Here is a 16,921-nt window from a genome sequence, read left to right as displayed (position 1 = left end):
TGGCCTCACAGGTCCGGGTACAGGCGGCCAGGGTTGAACAGGCCCTGGGGGTCGAGTTGCCGCTTGAGGGCGTGGTGGTAGCGCATCAACGCGGCGGGCAGGGGGGCGCTGCTATGCTCGCCTGGGGTAAAGCCAGTGGCGTGGCCGCCGGCCTTGGCCACCTGCTCGCGGATCACCGATGCCGGCGCGCTGGACTTCAGCCAGCGCTGCGCACCGCCCCAATCGATCAACTGGCGCCCCGGCAGGTCCAGTTCGGCGGTATCGATCGGTACCGACAGGCGCCACAGCGGTTCGTCGCCGTCGAAAAAGGCCAGGCGCTGCTCGCGCAGCTCGCTCCAGAACCGGCTGTCGAGCACGTCGCCGCCCAGGCGCTGACGGGCCGATTGCACCGAGCCCTCTCCGCCTTCCAGGCGCAGGTACAGCGCTTCGCCGTCGTGGCAGGCCGCGCTGATCGGCAATGGCTGCTGGCCCCATTCAACCAGCTCGGCCAGGGCCTGATGGCGGTCCATCGGCAGGCGCAGACTCAGGCATTGGCGCGGCCGTGGCAGCACCTTCAGCGATACCTCGGTCAGCAGGCCCAGGCAGCCGAAGCTGCCGGCCATCAGCCGCGACACGTCGTAGCCTGCGACATTTTTCATCACCTCACCGCCAAAGCGCAGCAGTTTGCCGTGGCCGGTAATGACCCGCGTGCCGAGCACATAGTCGCGTACCGAACCGGCCCAGGGCCGGCGCGGCCCGGACAGCCCCGCCGCGACCGCGCCACCCAAGGTCGCACCGGCGCCGAAGTGGGGCGGCTCGCACGGCAGCATCTGCCCGGCCTCGAACAGCGTCGCTTCGATTTCCTGCAGGGGCGTACCGGCGCGAGCAGTGAGCACCAGCTCGGTCGGGTCGTAACTGACGATGCCGCGGTGGCGGCGGGTATCGACGATCTCCCCGGCCACCGGGCGGCCCAGCATGGCTTTGCTGTTGCTGCCCTGAATGCGCAGCGGGGTGTTCAGGCTCAAGGCCTGGTTGACCTGTTCGAGCAGGTCCTGGCTCATGTCACGGTCCAGGCTCATCAAAAGCGCTCCAGGTCAGGGAAGGGCAGTTGGCCGTGATGCACATGCATGGCGCCGAACTCGGCGCAGCGGTGCAGGGTGGGGATGTTCTTGCCTGGGTTGAGCAGCCCTTGGGGATCGAACGCGGCCTTCACGGCATGGAACAGGGTGATTTCGTCGCTGTTGAACTGCGCGCACATCTGGTTGATTTTCTCGCGGCCCACACCATGCTCGCCGGTGATGCTGCCGCCCACTGCCACGCACAGTTCCAGGATGCGCCCGCCGATGGCTTCGGCGCGTTCCAGCTCCCCGGGCAGGTTGGCATCGAACAGGATCAGGGGGTGCATGTTGCCGTCGCCGGCGTGGAACACGTTCGCTACGCGCAGGCCGTACTGTTCGGACAGTTCGCTGATGCCCTTGAGCACGCGCGGCAGTTCGCGGCGCGGGATGGTGCCGTCCATGCAGTAATAGTCTGGCGAGAGGCGCCCCACGGCAGGGAATGCGTTCTTGCGGCCAGCCCAGAAGCGCACCCGCTCGGCCTCGTCGCAGGCCAGGCGCACCTCGTCGGCACCGGCCTGCTGCAGTACCGCTGCCACGCGTTCGCAGTCGTCCTGCACGTCGGCCTCCACCCCATCGAGCTCGCATAGCAGGATCGCCGCGGCCTCAACCGGGTAGCCGGCGTGGATGAAGTCTTCGGCGGCGCGGATCGCCAGGTTGTCCATCATTTCCAGGCCACCGGGGATGATCCCGGCCGCGATGATTTCGGCCACGGCGCGGCCGGCGTCCTCCACACTGGCGAAACTGGCCAGCAGGACCCGAGCGACCTGAGGCTTGGGCAGCAGCTTGACGGTCACTTCAGTGACGATGCCGAGCATGCCTTCGGAACCGGTGAACAGCGCCAGCAGATCGAAACCAGGGCTGTCGAGGGCATCACTGCCCAGGGTCAGGCGTTCGCCTTCGACAGTGAGGATCTCCACTTTGAGCAGGTTGTGCACGGTCAAACCGTACTTCAGGCAGTGCACGCCACCGGCGTTTTCCGCGACGTTGCCGCCGATGGAGCAGGCGATTTGCGAAGAAGGGTCTGGCGCGTAGTACAGGCCGTGTGGCGCCGCGGCCTGAGAAATGGCCAGGTTGCGCACCCCGGGCTGAACCCTGGCGAACCGGCCTAACGGGTTGACTTCAAGAATGCGGTTGAAACGTGCCATGACCAGCAGGATGCCTTTGGCCAATGGCAATGCGCCGCCTGACAGCCCCGTGCCGGCCCCGCGAGCCACGACGGGGACGCCGCGCAGGTGGCAGAGCCTGAGCAACGTCTGCACCTGCTCCAGACGCTCGGGCAGCACCACCAGCAGGGGCACGGTGCGGTATGCAGAGAGGCCGTCGCACTCGTAAGGTGCCAGGTCTTCGCGGCGATGCAGGATCTCAAGGTCGGGCAGCGCTTCGCGCAAGGCCTGCAGCAGTGCAGGCTGGTCAACGGCAGGCAGCGCCCCATCGACCCGTTCGTCGTAGAGAATGTTCATCAGGCTCACTCAACGGCAATTTTTGTTGTTGTGGGTAAACCGCTTACCCCCGCAGCCTGCGCGCCCGGTCGCACCAGGTCGAGTGCGAAGCACACTGGTCCTACCAGTTTTTGTGCCTGCTGCTGTTTATTTACCCGTTCAGGCGTATAGATTGGCGCAAGCTATGGAAGTGGTCCTACCAGTGGAGGGGTGCGCATGGTTGCTGAAGGCAAAGCCAAGGTCGCCGACCAGGTTGCCGAGCGGGTCGAACGGTTGATCGTCGAGGGTGTGCTCAAGGTGGGTCAGGCCTTGCCTTCGGAGCGGCGCCTGGTGGAAAAGCTTGGCTGTTCGCGCTCTGCGCTGCGTGAGGGCCTGCGCATCCTGCGTGGGCGCGGCATCATCGATACCGAACAGGGGCGTGGCTCGTTCGTCGCCGACCTGACCGGGCAGCAGGTGGGTATCACGCCGCTGATGCACCTGTTCAGCTCGCAGCCGCGCACCTTGTTCGACCTGCTGGAAGTGCGCGCGCTGCTCGAGGCCGAGTCGGCGCGCCTGGCGGCATTGCGGGCCACCGAGGTGGACCGCCTGCTGATCCGCCGCCGCTATGAGGACATGCTCGCCGCCCACGCCGCGCCCGAAGGGCTGGATGCGCGTGAGCACGCCCACCGCGACCACGCCTTCCACCGGGCGATCAGCGAGGCCTCGCACAACCCGGTGCTGGTGCACACCCTGCAGTCGCTCAGTGATCTGACCTTGAGCACGGTGTTCGCATCGGTCAACAACCTGTATTGCCGCCCCGCGCAGAAACGCCAGATCGACCGCCAGCATGCGCGGCTGTATCACGCCGTGATGGAGCAGTTGCCGGAGCAGGCGCAGCGGGCGGCGCGTGAGCACATCAACGGAATTCGTGACAGTTTGCGCGAGATCGAGCAGGAGGAGCAGCGGCTGGTGCGGGCGACGATGCGCATGGACGGGTGGGGGTGAGACAGGCCTGAGGCGTCGACCAGAACACGGCGCTTGTAGTTTAGGGAAGGGGTTGGGCAGCGGTTGCCTGGACCCAGGCTATCGAGAACGTCAGGCAATGGCGTAGAGAGGGCGGGGCATAGGCATCGGTTCAACCTGGGCAGGGTTAACCGCTGAACCTAGCCCCCCTCACGCGTGTACCTGGGTGGCCCTGACGCCATACAGGCCTCAGTGGTGAGCCATTGGGTCATCTTGGGACAAGATGGCTCGAGCCAGCTCCTCATCGCTGGCCTGCAAGCCAGGATTGTCCTTGCGTGCCTGTTCCAACGCCGACTCTACATAGGCGCCGCGAATGGCACCGCCGCTGGCGACGAATGCAGACAGCTCGTCACGGGCGGGGATGATCCGTTTGTCATCCTTGAAGGTCGAATACAGCGAGGCGGATACACCGGCCGAGGTAGCGACGTCGCCCGCATCGACGCGGGCCATGGCAGCACCGGCTGGAAGCAGGAGCAGCAGCGCAGGGGCGAGCAATAGGTGGCGCATAGCGTGTTCTCCAATAGCGTGAAGCCCAAGGGAAATACCACTCAGTGAGTAAGATGGCAGAACTGAGGCGGTAGTTCCCTTGATGCATCGATACCGTCGCGCACCGTTCGCAAAGCCAGCAGCACCGGGGCTCAGGGGCGTCGATAGAGCGGGCGCGGCGTGCTCGGGTCGAGTTCGGTGAGCTTGGCGCCGGCCCGGACGAAGCCGGAACGCTCCGCCAGCCGCTGGCTGGCCTGGTTGTCGATGTCGGTGGTCAGCCACACCGGGGTTGCAATGGCATCGAGCAAGCCCGTCAATGCTTCGCGCATCAGCCCCTTGCCAGTGAACGCCTGGCTGGCCCAGTAACCCACCTCGTACTCAGCGTTGCCCGGGCGCAGGCCGATGCAGCCAATGACTGCGTCACTGTCCAGGTGCAGCACGAAGTAACGCTTTTCGGCTGCGGGGTCGAGAAACTCACGGGCACTCAGTTGTAGGCTCTCGCGCACCTCCGGCAGCGTCCAGTCTGGCTTGGCCCAGGCCAGGAAGGGTTGGTGCAGGCTATAGCTATCGAGCAGGGCCTGGCGCAATTGCCCTGCAAGCGCCGGGTCGGGGCGGACCAGGCGGGTGCGCGGGGTGGTCAGGGTGCGAGGGAGTGTGGGGTAGGGCATAGGGGCCGTCCTGGCATGCGGGGGTAGCGCTCTACTTTGCGCGTGTGCATTGACCGTGTCGAGCCGGCATGGTCTGCTCGGGCTGGCGGCCCCTTTACGGCCCTGACCAACAGCGCTATCGCCCCTGGGAAAATGAAGGATCACCATGCCCGACTACACGCTCCATTGCTTCGCCGAATCCGGCAATGCCTATAAAGCCGCACTTATGCTCGAACTCACCGGCCAGGCCTGGCAGCCGGTGTTCATCGATTTCTTCAACGGCCAGACCCGCGACCAACGCTGGCGGGATGAGGTCAACGAGCAGGGCGAAGTGCCGGTGCTGGAGCATGCGGGAAAGACGATCACCCAATCGGCGCTCATTCTCGAATACCTCGCCGAACGCACCGGCCAGTTCGGCCCGCGCGATGACGACGAAAAGCGCGAAATCTGGCGCTGGATGCTGTTCGACAACCACAAGTTCACTGCCTATTACGCGGCGCTGCGCTTCATCTTCTGCCTGAAGAACGCTGGCGAAACACCGGTGACTCAGTTTCTGCGAGAGCGCGCCACGGCGGCTTACCAGGTAGTCGATGCGCACCTGGCGAAAACGCCCTTTATGGTCGGTGGGCGCCTGACCATCGCCGACCTGTCGCTGGCCGGCTATGTGTTCATGCCGGAAGATACCGGCATTCCGTTGGCTCAGTTCACCCATATCGAGGCGTGGAAAGCGCGTATCCAGGCGCTCCCGGGCTGGAAGCATCCCTATGAACTGATGCCACGCACCGCTTCGGCCTGACCGGCCGCGTCGGCCTTCAGCGCGGCCGGGTGGAAACTACCCAGCCGCGTCCCGCTTTGGTGCGCGGCGGCCTCAAATTGAGTCATCTGGCACATAAAAAACCATCAGGAACGTGCACATCTGTGCACCTTGCACACTATTTGCCATGCCGTGCGCCCGCTATTTCGAGGTACAGGCGCCCGCCAGAAAGCGGCCCGCATATTGCTCTGCCTGCTCCAACTTCAACCCGGAGCACCCGACAATGAGTTCCCCTTCAGAATTCCCGCTTTGCGAGGCGCCGCAGCACGCCCGCAAGGGCCTGTTGCCAATCGCCATGGTCCTGTTCAGTTTCACCTTCTTCACCGGCACGATGTTCGCCGGGGGCAAGCTGGGCATGGCCTTCGGCTTCGTCGACATGCTCTGGATCGCCGCCCTTGGCAATACGCTGCTGGCCCTTTACGCCGCCGCGCTGGCGTTCATCGCTTCGCGCAGCGGGCTGAACACTGTACTGATGGGGCGCTTCTGCTTCGGCGAGGCCGGCAGCCGGCTGTCGGACTTCCTGCTCGGTTTCGCCGAACTGGGCTGGTATGCGTGGGGTACGGCCACTGTGGCGATCGTGCTGGTCAAGCTGCTTGGGCTGGCCGAGGGGTTCACCGTGCCGTTGATGGTGCTGTTCGGGTTGGGCTTCAGCATCACGGCAATGGTCGGCTTCAAGGGGCTGGACCTGTTGTCGCGGGTATCGGTACCGCTGATGTTCGCCCTGCTGATCATCTCCATGGCAATCGCCACCCGCGACGTGGGTGGCCTGCAGCAACTGGCGGCATTGGTGCCGCATGAAACCATGACGTTCTCGGCGGCGGTGACCATGGTCTTCGGCACCTTTGCCAGCGGCGCCACCCAGGCCACCAACTGGACGCGCCTGTCGCGCAGTGGGCGGGTGGCGGTGACGGCCAGTGTGGTGGCATTTTTGCTCGGCAATGGGCTGATGGTCGTGGCCGGCGCCTGGTGCGCGATGGTCTATCAGCAGGCCGACATCGTCGAAGTGATGATGCTGCAAGGGCTGTCGTTCGCAGCGGTGGTAATGCTCTGCCTCAACCTGTGGACCATCCAGGGGCCGACCCTCTACAACGTTGCCGCCGCAGCTTGCCACCTGGTGCGCAGCGAACGCCGGCGCACGGCCACGCTGGTAGCGGCAGGGGTGGGCATCGTGCTGGCGATCGGTGGCATGTACGAGTTGCTGATTCCCTTCCTGGTACTGCTGGGCTCGATCATCCCGCCGGTGGGTGGTGTGATCATGGCCGACTTCTGGTACCGCCACCGTGGCAAGTATCCGGCCCTGGCCACGGTCAGCCTGCCGCGTTACAACCTGCTGGGGCTGTGCGCCTATGGCGTCGGTGCGGTGGCGGCCTATGCCTCGCCCTGGGTGGCGCCCTTGGTGGGCATCGGGGCCTCGGCGCTGTGCTACATCGTGCTGCTTGAGCTGGGCGGCCGACGCCGGGCCCTGGGCCAGGCGCGGGTCGAGCCGTGAGCCTGGCCCTGGAAGAGATCCTGCACCTGCCCGGCCTGCACGAGATGAGCGTGCGGGCGGGCGCACGCAACTTGCAGCGGCGGGTGCGCTGGCCCTATGTGGCGGAGAACGAGGGCATCGCCGAATGGGTGATGGGCGGCGAACTGGTGTTCGTCACCGGCATCAACCACCCACGCGGCGAGGGCAACCTGTTGAGCCTGGTCGAAGACGGCGATGCGGTGGGTATCGCCGGCCTGGTGATCCTCACGGGAGGCACCTTCATCCAATGCATTCCGGCCGCGGTAATCGAGCGCGCCGAGCAGTTGGGGCTGCCACTGATCGAACAGCCCTACGCCCTGAAGATGGTGGTGGTCACCCACCTGATCGGTACCGCGCTGGTACAGATGGCCCAGGTGCGTCGCTCGCGCGACGACATCCTCGGGCAGCTGCTGAGCGGTGACTATCCAAGCCTGGCGATCGCCCGGCAGCGGGCCGCGCACCTGCAGCTCGACCTGGACGGGCCACGGCGTCTGGTAGCGTTGCGCTTGTCTGCGGTCGATGGGCTGTTCGAACGGCATGGCCTGGCCAAAGGCGAACGCCTGTGGCAGGACACCCGCCAAACCCTGGAAGACCAGCTTGAAGCCTGGTGCCGGGCCCGGGCCGGCGCGGTCACCGCGCAACTGGCCGGTGACCTGTTCGTGCTGCTGCTGCCCGATACCCCGGACTTGCGTGCAGCCCTGGCTGCCCTGCACCGGCAACTGGCCGCGCAGGCAGGCGAGATGGGGCTGTTCATGGGGCTGTCGAGCCCCGCCGAGGACTGCGGCCATTACCGCCAGGCCCTCAACCAGGCGCGCCAGGCCCTGGAGGTGGCGCAGAACCTGCGCCCAGCCACCGGCCTGTGCGACTTCAGCGAGCTGGGGGTATTGCGCCTGTTGCAGGGTATTGGCGACCGTTCGCTGCTCGATGACTTCGTCGCCCAGACGCTCGGCCCGCTGCGCGCCCCCGGCCGTAAACAACCCAATGCACTGCTGCACACCCTCGATGCGCTGCTCAAGGAAAACGGCAATGGCCTCAAGGCTGGTCAGCGCCTGGGTTTGCACCGCAACACCATCAATCAAAGAATGCAACGCATCGAACAACTGAGCGGGCAGTCGCTGGACGACCCGCTTTTCCGTATGAACGCGGCGGTCGCTATGCTGATATGGCGCATGACCGAAGCCCAAGGCAAGGAGTAACTCCATGAACATCATCAACGCACGTCTGCGCGGCAAGGCCGGCCTGGTGCGCATCGAGCTGGACGGCGAGCGTATCGCCGCCATCGTGCCCCAGGCCAATGTCGTCATGGCCGCCGGCCCCGATGACCTGGACGCCCAGCAAAACCTGGTGGTGCCGCCTTTCGTCGAGCCGCACATTCACCTCGATGCCACCCTCACCGCTGGCGAGCCGAACTGGAACATGAGTGGCACGCTGTTCGAAGGTATCGAGCGCTGGGCCGAGCGCAAGGCAATCACCACCCACGATGACATCAAGGCCCGCGCCAAGAAGACCATCGGCATGCTGGTGGACCATGGCATACAGCATGTGCGGACCCACGTGGATGTGACCGACCCCAAGCTCACCGCGCTCAAGGCGATGGTCGAGGTGCGTGAAGAGGTGCGCGAGCTCATCGACCTGCAGATCGTCGCATTTCCGCAGGAGGGCATCGAGTCGTACGCCAACGGGCGGGCGCTGATGACCGAGGCGGTGGCGATGGGCGCCGATGTAGTCGGTGGCATTCCACATTTCGAGAACACCCGCGACCAGGGCGTGTCGTCGATCAAGTTCCTCATGGACCTGGCCGAGCGCACGGGCTGCCTGGTGGACGTGCATTGCGACGAAACCGACGACCCGCAGTCGCGCTTCCTCGAAGTGCTGGCCGAAGAGGCGCGGGTACGCGGGATGGGGGCACGGGTCACCGCGAGCCACACCACGGCCATGGGCTCGTATGACAATGCCTACTGCTCCAAACTGTTCCGCCTGTTGAAAATGTCGGGCATCAACTTCGTTTCGTGCCCGACCGAAAGCATCCACCTGCAAGGGCGCTTCGACAGCTACCCGAAACGCCGCGGGCTGACGCGTGTCGCCGAAATCGACCGCGCAGGGATGAATGTGTGCTTCGGCCAGGATTCCATCGTCGACCCCTGGTACCCGTTGGGCAATGGCAACATCCTGCGCATCCTCGAAGCCGGGCTGCACATCTGTCACATGCTGGGGTACGAAGACTTGCAACGTTGCCTGGACCTGATCACCGACAACAGCGCGCGCACCCTGAACCTTGGCGAGCGCTACGGCATCGAGGTGGGCCGCCCGGCGAATTTGTTGCTGCTGTCGGCGCCGGACGACTATGAGATGGTGCGCAGCCAAGGCCATGCGCTGGTGTCGATCCGGCAGGGCAAGGTGCTGATGCGCCGCACCCAGGCGCAGGTCGAACGCTTTGCCTGAAGGGTTAAGGGGCCACTGAGTGCTTGCCTGGCGGTGTTGAACTTGGCACCCTTTGTGGCCTCTGAACCGTCGATGCCGTGACAGAAGGAAATTTACCCTTGAGTTGGGACAAAATCGGGAAACTTCTCGTAGCCCTGTTGCTTGGCCTGATGGTCTGGCTGGTGGCCTATGTGGCGCTCAAGGGCGACGCCCGCCTTGAAGCTTCCCTGACCTACGCCTACCTCACTTACCCAAGCCAGTTCAGCGAGCGTATCAGCAAGACCAACGACCAGCTCAAGTACGAGCGGTTGCAGCCACGCATCACCAGCATCGGCCAGGGGGCGTTGAGCCAGGATCAGGTCGACAGGCTGATCGACCTTGCCCAGGCGCCCTACGCGCAACTGTTCGCCAAACCGTTCGAGGCCGGCCTGGTGGATCACCGTACCGGCTTGCTCATCGAGCTGCGCAACACAGGTGACACCGAGGTGCGCGAGGTGAAGGTGCGCTTGCCGGCCAAGGGCCTGGTGCAAGTGCGCGACGGCTCGGGCAACGACACCCTCTACGAGGCCCCCACGGCCATGATCGAGATCCCTGTGATCGAACGTGGCAGGGCGTGCAAGGTGTGGGTCTACTTCGATGCCGACTACTCGCAGATCCGCCAGGGTGGTATCAGCATCACCCATGCCGAGGGTGTGGCGGATGTGCAGGTGTACCGAGAGTTCATCGGTTTTCCGGCGCTGGTGGCGCGCTACAGCCGGGAGTTGATGGTGCTGCTTGGTATGCTGGTGCTCAGCGTGTTGGGCCTGGGCTATGCCTGCCTGGCGCGGCCGCGCAAGCCCGTATTGCCTTCCTGAGGGTGCCAGCTGGCCCCTAGTGGCCGGTGTCGTGCAAGGCCAGGCTTTGGCGCAACTGCTCGATCACGGCTGTGCGCAATGCCTCTGGCGCTTGTACACGTATCGAACCCGCCTGGGACAGCAGCCAGCCCATCAACGCGCGGCTGTCGTCGACGGTGGCATCCAGTGTCGCGCCGCCGTCGCCGTGCGGGGCCAGGCGCATGTCAGCTGACAAGGGCTCATCTTCCAGGCGCCGTGCGAGGGCATCATCCACCCAGGCGCGCAATTCGATCTGCCGGGCAGGGCAGAGCGCATCCGGCTGCAGCACTTGAGCCGCACCCGGGCTGCGGCCTGGCTGCCAGTACCAGCCGTAGGGCATGCCCTTGTTGTTGCAGCGCAAATGGAACAGCGAAGCAAGCTCGTTGAGGTCTCTTTCCACTGTCCGTTTGCTGGTCTTGAAGCCGACCTTGGCCAATGCGGCCTGCAACTGGGTGGAGCTCATGCCTGGATGGCGGTCTGGCAGCAATTTGAGCAGTTGCCACTGGCGGGCGATCGTATGGCGGGTTGAGTTGCTGGGCAAAGGGCTCGTCCTTGAAGTTCAGGCGTGGTGCGTGCCTGAATGATGGCAATTGGCTATTGCCGCGAGCATACCCGTTCATTGGATCGGATCCAAGTTCAGCAGGATCAGTGGCATGGCCAGTGCCGTGGTTAGCGGGGCCGGGGGTTACGGCATAGAGGTTGCGTGCTCATAGCCCCCATCGGATAGAGCGCCGCGCGCGGCGCTTGAGGTGCAGACGCTGAAAATGCCGCGGCGAGCAGGCCCGCAGCACCCTCCGTAAGCCCTAGATGCCCGCCCGGCGCACGTGCTTGACCAGCACCTTCTCCAACAACTCCCACATCGCAGGGTCGGTACTGAACGCCACATTGAACCGCATCCACCCGGTCGGCTTGGCATCGACCATGAACAACTGCCCGGGCCCGAGCATGATGCCTTTCTCCAGCGCATCATCGAGCAGTGCAGCGCTGTCGGGAAGCGCCGGGTGACGGGTCCATATGTACATGCCTTCATCCGACTCGATGAACAGCTCGAAACCCAGCCGGTGCAGGTGCCGGCCAACTTCCTGGTGGGCCTCGGCCAGGCGCTGGCGCAGGCGCTTGAGGTGCTTGCGCCAGCGGCCGTCGATGATCGCGGCATACACCACGCGCTCCATCACCTGCGAGGTGGTCAGGCCCGAGCGCATCTTCAGGTGCAGCAGCTTCTGCGCCAGGTCCGGGTTGGCTAACAGGTAGCCGACCCGCACGTTGGGCGAAATGCTCTTGGAGTAGCTGCCCACGTACACCACCTGTTGCAGGTGGTCGAGGCTTGCCAGGCACGGCTGTGGCTCGGCGACCATGTCGGCGTACAGGTTGTTTTCCACCAGGCGAAAGCCATGCTGGCTGGCCAGTTGCAGCAAGCGGTGCAACTGCGGCAGCGGGGTGCGCGAGCAGGTCGGGCTGTGCAGGTGTGGCTGGGTGAAGAAAGCCGTCGGGCGATGGTGCGCCAACAGCTGTTCGAGGTGGTTGAGGTCGTAGCCGTTGGGGGTACGTGGCACTCCGATCAGGGTGGCGCCCTGGGTGCGCAGGATGCTCATCAGGTTGGGGTAGCCGGGATCGTCCACCAGCACCACGTCGCCCGGGCGCACCAGCGTGCGCACGGCAAGGTCCAGGGCCTGGCTGGCGCCGTGGGTGAGCATCAGCTGCGCCGGGTTGGCGACGATCGACAGTTCCTGCTGCAGGTTCTGCGCGGTCAGTGCGCGCAGTTCCGGCAGGCCCATCGGGTCGCCATAGCCGGACAGCTCCAGCGGGCTGCCGGCAACCTGGCGCAGGCCGCGGCGCAGGCCTTCTTCGTACATCCAGTCGTTGGGCAGCCAGCCGCAGCCCGGCTTGAATGGCAACTGGCGGGTCTCGAAGATCTGCTGCAGGTACCACTCGGAGTTGAACGAGGGCCGACTGGCATCGGCCTCGGCGCCGTGGTTCTCCAGCAGTTCCGCCGCCGCGCGGTTGACGAAGAACCCGGCATTGCCCTTGCTCACCAGCAGCCCCTGGGCAACCAGGCGGTCGTATGCCTCGACCACAGTGAAGGTGCTCACCGAGTAGGTCGCGGCAAACGCGCGGATCGACGGGACCTTGGCACCTGGCTTGAGGGTCTGGTTGTCGATCAGCTCACGCAGCCCGTCGATGATCTGGTTGACCAACGGCGTCGAGGAGTCTGGGTGTAATTCAAGCATTCGGGGGCCTTGAGGGTGCGTAACGGCAGGCGCCTGCAGGGTGTATTGCATCGGCGACCTGTACAGTGCAGTGCGACTTTCATGCCACTGTGCATGGCTCTATGTGCCGGACATTTTTACATTAGGTGTCAGATATCGCCACATAAAGCATGTTCAGTTCGCCCAAGGGGCAAACCCTGGGGCGCGTCAGCAGGCCGCCATGGAAGGCCTGCGTGTGTAACCGCACACCTCCTGCCCGCATTAGCACTGATGTACAGGTGAGGCCGATGACCATCGCGGCTTTACAGTTTTCCTTGGATAAAAAGAAGCACGGGGTACACAACTGATGGACGCAACATCCACAACCACCACCGCGAACAGCGGGCATGAGAGCAAACTCAGTGCCTCGCTAAAGTCGCGCCACCTGACGATGATGTCGATCGCCGGGGTTATCGGCGGCGCCTTGTTCGTCGGCTCCGGCAGCGTGATCCACAGCGCCGGCCCGGCGGCTGTCCTGGCCTACCTGGCAGGCGGCATCCTGGTGGTACTGATCATGCGCATGCTGGGTGAAATGGCGACTTCGTCGCCCGACACCGGTTCGTTTTCCACCTACGCCGACCGCGCCATCGGCCGTTGGGCCGGTTTCACCATCGGCTGGCTGTACTGGTGGTACTGGGTCATCCTCATGGCTTGGGAAGCTTATGTGGCGGGCAAGATCCTGCATGGTTTCTTCCCTGATGTGAGCGTCAACGTGTTCGTGCTGGCCACGACCCTGGTGCTGATCACCGTCAATTTCTTCAACGTCAAACACTACGGCGAGTTCGAGTTCTGGTTCGCGTTGATCAAGGTGATCGCGATCGTCTGCTTCCTGATCGTGTGTACCGCAGCGGTGATGAACATCTGGCAGTTCGGTGAAGTGCGCGGTATCACTCATCTGACCGCCGAAGGCTTCATGCCCAATGGCATCACCACGGTGATCGGTGCCTTGCTTGGCGTGATGTTCGCCTTCCTCGGTGCTGAAATCGTCACCATCGCCGCCTCCGAAGCCAAGGACCCGGCCACTCAGATCGTCAAGGCCACCAACTCTGTGGTGTGGCGGGTATGCCTGTTCTACGTCGGTTCGATCTTCCTGATCGTCTGCCTCGTGCCGTGGAACGACCCGCACCTGGGCGTTTCCGGTTATGGCGCGTATCGCCGCACCCTGGAACTGCTGGGTGTGCCGTATGCCGAGCTGTTGATGAACTTCGTGGTGCTGACCTCGGTGAGCAGCTGCCTGATCTCGGGCCACTACACCGCTTCACGCATGCTGTTCTCGCTGGCACAGCGTGGCGATGCGCCGTCGTTCTTCAAGTCGACCCGCCCTGGTACCGGCGTGCCGGTGAACGCGATCATCGGTTCGTGCGCCGTGGCCGTGGTGTGCGCGCTGATCAACTTCAGCGAGACCCTGCGCCCGAAAGACGTGCTCGATACGCTGATGAACACCACCGGCATGATCGCTTTGCTGGTGTACCTGGTCATTGCCTTCTCGCAGCTGCGCATGCGCCGCAAGCTGATTGCCGAGGGCAAGGAAGTCCGTTTGAAGATGTGGCTGTTCCCGTGGCTGACCTACCTGGTGATCGCCTTCATCGTCGCCGCGCTGGTGACCATGGCTTTCATGCCTGACTACCAGATCCTGGTGATCTCCACCGGTATTGCCGCGGCCGTCGTTGTGGCCATGGGTGTGGTGCACCAGATGCGCAGCGCCCGTAAGCACTAAGCGCTAGTGCTTGCCCGAAGCGGCCGGCTCCCTCGTGGACCCGGCCGTTTCGCGTTGATGGGCGGGGGTTTTCTCATCCGGCATGTGAAAGCGCCCGTTCATCCAGGGTGAGCCGAGCAGGGCGGCGGCAGCCATCAGGGCCAGAAGGGCCAGGGCCAGGAAGGGTTTCATCGGCATACGCATATGAGGACTGACTTCAAGTATCCGCGAACAGTTCCCTCGACAGGGCCCGTACAGGCGACAGATGGCTTATGCTGAGCACATTGCCCGCCAAAAGGAGCCCCTCATGGCTTGGTCCGCCACCCAGTATTCCCTGTTCGAAGACGAACGCACCCGTGCGGTGCGCGACCTGCTTGCCGCGGTGCCGCCACGCCCGGTGCGCCATGCCACCGACCTGGGGTGCGGCCCAGGCAATTCCACTGAAATACTGCTGCAGCGCCACCCCGACGCCCAGGTGACGGCCTTGGACAGTGACCCGGACATGATCGACAAGGCCCGTGCACGCCAGCGCTTGCGCATCCCCAGGGTGCGTTGCGAAATCGCCGATATCGCCCAGTGGGCCGCCCCCGAACCGCAGGATCTGATCCTGGCCAACGCTTCACTGCAATGGCTGCCTGACCACGGTTCGCTCTACCCGCACCTGGTGCGCCAGCTCAGTGAGGGTGCAAGCCTGGCTGTGCAAACCCCGGACAACCTTGACGAGCCGGCCCACCGCCAGTTGCGCGAGATTGCCGGTCGTGGCCCTTGGGCCGAAAAATTCGCCGACCTGAGTTTGCCGCCCCGGCATAACGCGGCGTTCTACTACGACCTGCTCAGCCCGCTGTGTACGCGGGTGGACGTATGGCGCACGACCTATCATCACCCGTTGACCGGTGGCGCCGAGGCGGTGGTGGAGTGGTTCAAGGGGTCGGCCCTGCGGCCTTATCTGGCCAGGCTGGACGAGAAAGAGCAGGCGGACTTCCTGCAGATGTACCTGCAGGCCATGCAGCACGACTACCCGGCGGCCACCGACGGCAAGGTGCTGCTGCCGTTCCCGCGGCTGTTCGTCATCGCTACCCGGTAGGTGAGCGGCGCCAGCGCCGGATCACACAGCCATAGATCACGAGGTTGACCACCAGCACGACGCCGCCCAGCAGCCATTGGATCTGCGGGGTCAACCCGGCAGGGTAGATCAGCGGCCAGATGTAGTGCTCGACGAAGCCGCCGTGGTAGCCGGCACCGCCTGCGGCGAAGCGCATGCGGTTTTCCCAGTCGGTCAGCGGGCATTCCAGGTGCAGGCCCTCAACCGCCAGGCCCCAGGCCAGGGCGGGCAGGTGGATGAACAGGGCGGGGCGCCACTTGAGCACCAGCAGGCCGCCTGACAGTACCAGCAGGATGAAGGCCAGGTGCAGCAGCACCAGGGTGTCGGCGGCTAGACGGTAGAGCATGGGGTATGCATTTTGACAGGGATGTATACCCAGCATAGTTATGAAGGCTTCACTGGCCTATTGAACACGGCACTCAGGACTGGAGGTGCTGGGCGTTTTCTAGCCAGGATGGCTTTTGCGGGGCTTTCTCTTGAGTCTTGCATTGGATTTACCGGCCCAATCGCCGGCATGGCCGCTACAAGCTTTCCTGTACCACCTGCAGGAACGTGGCCACCACCCGCCGGGTACGCTGCTCGCTCAAGCACACCAGTGTCTCGGTGAGGTGCCGCTGGCAATCGACAATGGGCAGTGCACACACCCGCGCATCGGCGCCGAACTCGGCGGCCGACACCACCCCCACGCCAATCCCGACCACCACCGCCTCGCGCGCCGCCTCGCGGCCTTCGACCTGAATGGCGGGGCGAATTCGCAAGCCAGCGCGCTGCATTTCTTCCTCAAGCGTCTGCCTGGTCACCGAGCCAGGCTCGCGTAGCACCAGCGGCGTGTCGTCCAGGTCTGCCAGGCTGATCGAGCCACGGCTGGCCCAGGGGTGGTTGTGCGAGACGAACGCCACCATCGGGTCGCGGCGCAGCGGCAGGCAGTGCAGGCGCTCATCGTCAACATCGCGCCCCAACAGTGCCAGGTCGGCTTGGTAGCTGAACAGCCGGGCCAGGGATTCATCGGTGTTGCCGGTCTCGACCTTGACCTGGATGCCCGGGTAGCGCTGACAAAAGCGGGCGATCTGGGGCAGCACGTGCACCGGCGCATCCACCGCCAGCACCAGGCTGCCGGTGTGCAGGGCGCGGGAGTCTTGCAGCAGTTCGTGGGCTTCGGCCTCACAGGCGAACAGGCGCTTGCTGATGCCCAGCAGGCGCTCGCCCAGGTCGGTCAACTGCACCGAGCGTTTGTTGCGGTGGAACAGCAACACCCCGAAGCGCTCTTCGAGCTTGCGCACCTGGTCGGAGACGGCCGGTTGGGTCAGAAACAGCTTTTCTGCCGCCCGGGTGAAGCTGCCGTGCACGGCCACTGCATGGAAAGCCTTGAGTTGAGCGTGGGACACCGACATGTCGACTCCAGTAACAAGCTGAGCTTATGTTTGAAATACGATAAATCGATTTTATTTATCAGTCACCAGCTGTTTCCATATTCATCAACCCCGGCGCTGCCACGAGCAGCTGCGGGACATGGCGCGCACCCCCGCGCCATCTGACCAGATGACGAGCCACGTCATGCAGTGCGCAACACAAAAACAAGACAGGCGTTTATT

At 64.3% G+C, this 16,921-nt stretch carries 17 protein-coding genes; 8 read left to right on the top strand and 9 right to left on the bottom strand.

Annotated features, from left to right (window positions below):
- Positions 1-5 precede the first annotated feature (5 nt).
- Complete coding sequence (glcE, locus tag ACIPZH_RS00970) at positions 6-1,058, bottom strand: glycolate oxidase subunit GlcE (protein ID WP_400634646.1); 1,053 nt, start codon at positions 1,056-1,058, stop codon at positions 6-8.
- Complete coding sequence (gene glcD, locus ACIPZH_RS00965) at positions 1,058-2,557, bottom strand: glycolate oxidase subunit GlcD (protein ID WP_400625111.1); 1,500 nt, start codon at positions 2,555-2,557, stop codon at positions 1,058-1,060. The genes glcE and glcD overlap by 1 nt, the downstream gene beginning before the upstream one ends.
- 195 nt (positions 2,558-2,752) lie before the next feature.
- On the opposite strand from glcD, the gene glcC reads away from it, so the two are divergent.
- Positions 2,753-3,520: a transcriptional regulator GlcC gene (gene glcC / locus ACIPZH_RS00960; protein WP_400634645.1), complete on the top strand. Its 768-nt coding sequence runs from the start codon at positions 2,753-2,755 to the stop codon at positions 3,518-3,520.
- A 207-nt stretch (positions 3,521-3,727) separates the two neighbouring features.
- Here glcC and ACIPZH_RS00955 read toward each other — a convergent pair whose 3' ends face one another.
- Positions 3,728-4,045 carry a DUF2388 domain-containing protein gene (locus ACIPZH_RS00955; RefSeq protein WP_241805871.1) on the bottom strand — a complete coding sequence of 106 codons (318 nt, stop codon included), beginning with the start codon at positions 4,043-4,045 and terminating at the stop codon, positions 3,728-3,730.
- A gap of 131 nt (positions 4,046-4,176) precedes the next feature.
- Positions 4,177-4,692, bottom strand: a complete 516-nt coding sequence (locus ACIPZH_RS00950) for a GNAT family N-acetyltransferase (RefSeq protein WP_400634644.1) — start codon at positions 4,690-4,692, stop codon at positions 4,177-4,179.
- Positions 4,693-4,837: 145 nt separating this feature from the next.
- Between ACIPZH_RS00950 and ACIPZH_RS00945 the strand changes: the two genes are divergently transcribed.
- The 5 genes from ACIPZH_RS00945 (at position 4,838) to ACIPZH_RS00925 (ending at position 10,267) form a co-directional block, all read left to right on the top strand.
- Positions 4,838-5,467 (top strand): glutathione S-transferase family protein, encoded by a 630-nt coding sequence (locus ACIPZH_RS00945; RefSeq protein ID WP_400634643.1) that lies wholly within the window; start codon positions 4,838-4,840, stop codon positions 5,465-5,467.
- A gap of 241 nt (positions 5,468-5,708) precedes the next feature.
- Positions 5,709-6,974, top strand: a complete 1,266-nt coding sequence (gene codB / locus ACIPZH_RS00940; RefSeq protein WP_400634642.1) for a cytosine permease — start codon at positions 5,709-5,711, stop codon at positions 6,972-6,974.
- Positions 6,971-8,188: a PucR family transcriptional regulator gene (locus tag ACIPZH_RS00935; RefSeq protein ID WP_400634641.1), complete on the top strand. Its 1,218-nt coding sequence runs from the start codon at positions 6,971-6,973 to the stop codon at positions 8,186-8,188. Before codB ends, ACIPZH_RS00935 begins: the two co-directional genes overlap by 4 nt.
- Before the next feature lie 4 nt (positions 8,189-8,192).
- Complete coding sequence (gene codA / locus ACIPZH_RS00930) at positions 8,193-9,434, top strand: cytosine deaminase (RefSeq protein WP_267823208.1); 1,242 nt, start codon at positions 8,193-8,195, stop codon at positions 9,432-9,434.
- A 98-nt stretch (positions 9,435-9,532) separates the two neighbouring features.
- The gene (locus tag ACIPZH_RS00925; protein ID WP_400634640.1) at positions 9,533-10,267 is read left to right on the top strand and encodes a hypothetical protein; all 735 of its coding nucleotides are present in this window, start codon (positions 9,533-9,535) and stop codon (positions 10,265-10,267) included.
- Positions 10,268-10,283: 16 nt separating this feature from the next.
- Here the strand turns inward: ACIPZH_RS00925 and ACIPZH_RS00920 are convergent, their stop codons facing one another.
- Together ACIPZH_RS00920 and ACIPZH_RS00915 are read right to left on the bottom strand one after the other, a co-directional pair.
- Positions 10,284-10,826, bottom strand: coding sequence for a WYL domain-containing protein (locus ACIPZH_RS00920; RefSeq protein ID WP_400634639.1), 543 nt, complete (start codon positions 10,824-10,826; stop codon positions 10,284-10,286).
- A 262-nt stretch (positions 10,827-11,088) separates the two neighbouring features.
- Positions 11,089-12,513: a PLP-dependent aminotransferase family protein gene (locus tag ACIPZH_RS00915; protein ID WP_241805864.1), complete on the bottom strand. Its 1,425-nt coding sequence runs from the start codon at positions 12,511-12,513 to the stop codon at positions 11,089-11,091.
- 325 nt (positions 12,514-12,838) lie between these two features.
- Between ACIPZH_RS00915 and ACIPZH_RS00910 the strand changes: the two genes are divergently transcribed.
- Positions 12,839-14,248, top strand: a complete 1,410-nt coding sequence (locus ACIPZH_RS00910; protein ID WP_241805863.1) for an amino acid permease — start codon at positions 12,839-12,841, stop codon at positions 14,246-14,248.
- Between the two features lie 3 nt (positions 14,249-14,251).
- On the opposite strand, the gene ACIPZH_RS00905 is transcribed toward ACIPZH_RS00910, so the two are convergent.
- The gene (locus ACIPZH_RS00905) at positions 14,252-14,431 is read right to left on the bottom strand and encodes a hypothetical protein (RefSeq protein ID WP_267823218.1); all 180 of its coding nucleotides are present in this window, start codon (positions 14,429-14,431) and stop codon (positions 14,252-14,254) included.
- A gap of 103 nt (positions 14,432-14,534) precedes the next feature.
- Here ACIPZH_RS00905 and tam point away from each other — a divergent pair, with 103 nt between their 5' ends.
- Positions 14,535-15,311: a trans-aconitate 2-methyltransferase gene (gene tam / locus ACIPZH_RS00900; RefSeq protein ID WP_241805861.1), complete on the top strand. Its 777-nt coding sequence runs from the start codon at positions 14,535-14,537 to the stop codon at positions 15,309-15,311.
- On the opposite strand, the gene ACIPZH_RS00895 is transcribed toward tam, so the two are convergent.
- The gene (locus tag ACIPZH_RS00895) at positions 15,301-15,675 is read right to left on the bottom strand and encodes a DUF2784 domain-containing protein (protein ID WP_241805860.1); all 375 of its coding nucleotides are present in this window, start codon (positions 15,673-15,675) and stop codon (positions 15,301-15,303) included. The genes tam and ACIPZH_RS00895 overlap by 11 nt on opposite strands.
- A gap of 175 nt (positions 15,676-15,850) precedes the next feature.
- On the bottom strand, positions 15,851-16,720 hold the full coding sequence (locus ACIPZH_RS00890) for a LysR substrate-binding domain-containing protein (RefSeq protein ID WP_400634635.1): 870 nt from the start codon (positions 16,718-16,720) through the stop codon (positions 15,851-15,853).
- Positions 16,721-16,921 lie beyond the last annotated feature (201 nt).

This window comes from Pseudomonas sp. NPDC089758, from assembly GCF_044748705.1.
Lineage (GTDB): Bacteria > Pseudomonadota > Gammaproteobacteria > Pseudomonadales > Pseudomonadaceae > Aquipseudomonas > Aquipseudomonas putida_X.
This window is presented reverse-complemented; position numbering and strand designations above follow the sequence as displayed.

Excerpts from the sequence above, each read along its gene's own strand:
- glcE (WP_400634646.1), bottom strand. The coding sequence starts at position 1,058 with ATGAGCCTGGACCGTGACATGAGCCAGGACCTGCTCGAACAGGTCAAC.
- glcD (WP_400625111.1), bottom strand. The coding sequence starts at position 2,557 with ATGAACATTCTCTACGACGAACGGGTCGATGGGGCGCTGCCTGCCGTT.
- glcC (WP_400634645.1), top strand. The coding sequence starts at position 2,753 with ATGGTTGCTGAAGGCAAAGCCAAGGTCGCCGACCAGGTTGCCGAGCGG.
- ACIPZH_RS00955 (WP_241805871.1), bottom strand. The coding sequence starts at position 4,045 with ATGCGCCACCTATTGCTCGCCCCTGCGCTGCTGCTCCTGCTTCCAGCC.
- ACIPZH_RS00950 (WP_400634644.1), bottom strand. The coding sequence starts at position 4,692 with ATGCCCTACCCCACACTCCCTCGCACCCTGACCACCCCGCGCACCCGC.
- ACIPZH_RS00945 (WP_400634643.1), top strand. The coding sequence starts at position 4,838 with ATGCCCGACTACACGCTCCATTGCTTCGCCGAATCCGGCAATGCCTAT.
- codB (WP_400634642.1), top strand. The coding sequence starts at position 5,709 with ATGAGTTCCCCTTCAGAATTCCCGCTTTGCGAGGCGCCGCAGCACGCC.
- codA (WP_267823208.1), top strand. The coding sequence starts at position 8,193 with ATGAACATCATCAACGCACGTCTGCGCGGCAAGGCCGGCCTGGTGCGC.
- ACIPZH_RS00915 (WP_241805864.1), bottom strand. The coding sequence starts at position 12,513 with ATGCTTGAATTACACCCAGACTCCTCGACGCCGTTGGTCAACCAGATC.
- ACIPZH_RS00910 (WP_241805863.1), top strand. The coding sequence starts at position 12,839 with ATGGACGCAACATCCACAACCACCACCGCGAACAGCGGGCATGAGAGC.
- ACIPZH_RS00905 (WP_267823218.1), bottom strand. The coding sequence starts at position 14,431 with ATGCGTATGCCGATGAAACCCTTCCTGGCCCTGGCCCTTCTGGCCCTG.
- tam (WP_241805861.1), top strand. The coding sequence starts at position 14,535 with ATGGCTTGGTCCGCCACCCAGTATTCCCTGTTCGAAGACGAACGCACC.
- ACIPZH_RS00895 (WP_241805860.1), bottom strand. The coding sequence starts at position 15,675 with ATGCTCTACCGTCTAGCCGCCGACACCCTGGTGCTGCTGCACCTGGCC.
- ACIPZH_RS00890 (WP_400634635.1), bottom strand. The coding sequence starts at position 16,720 with ATGTCGGTGTCCCACGCTCAACTCAAGGCTTTCCATGCAGTGGCCGTG.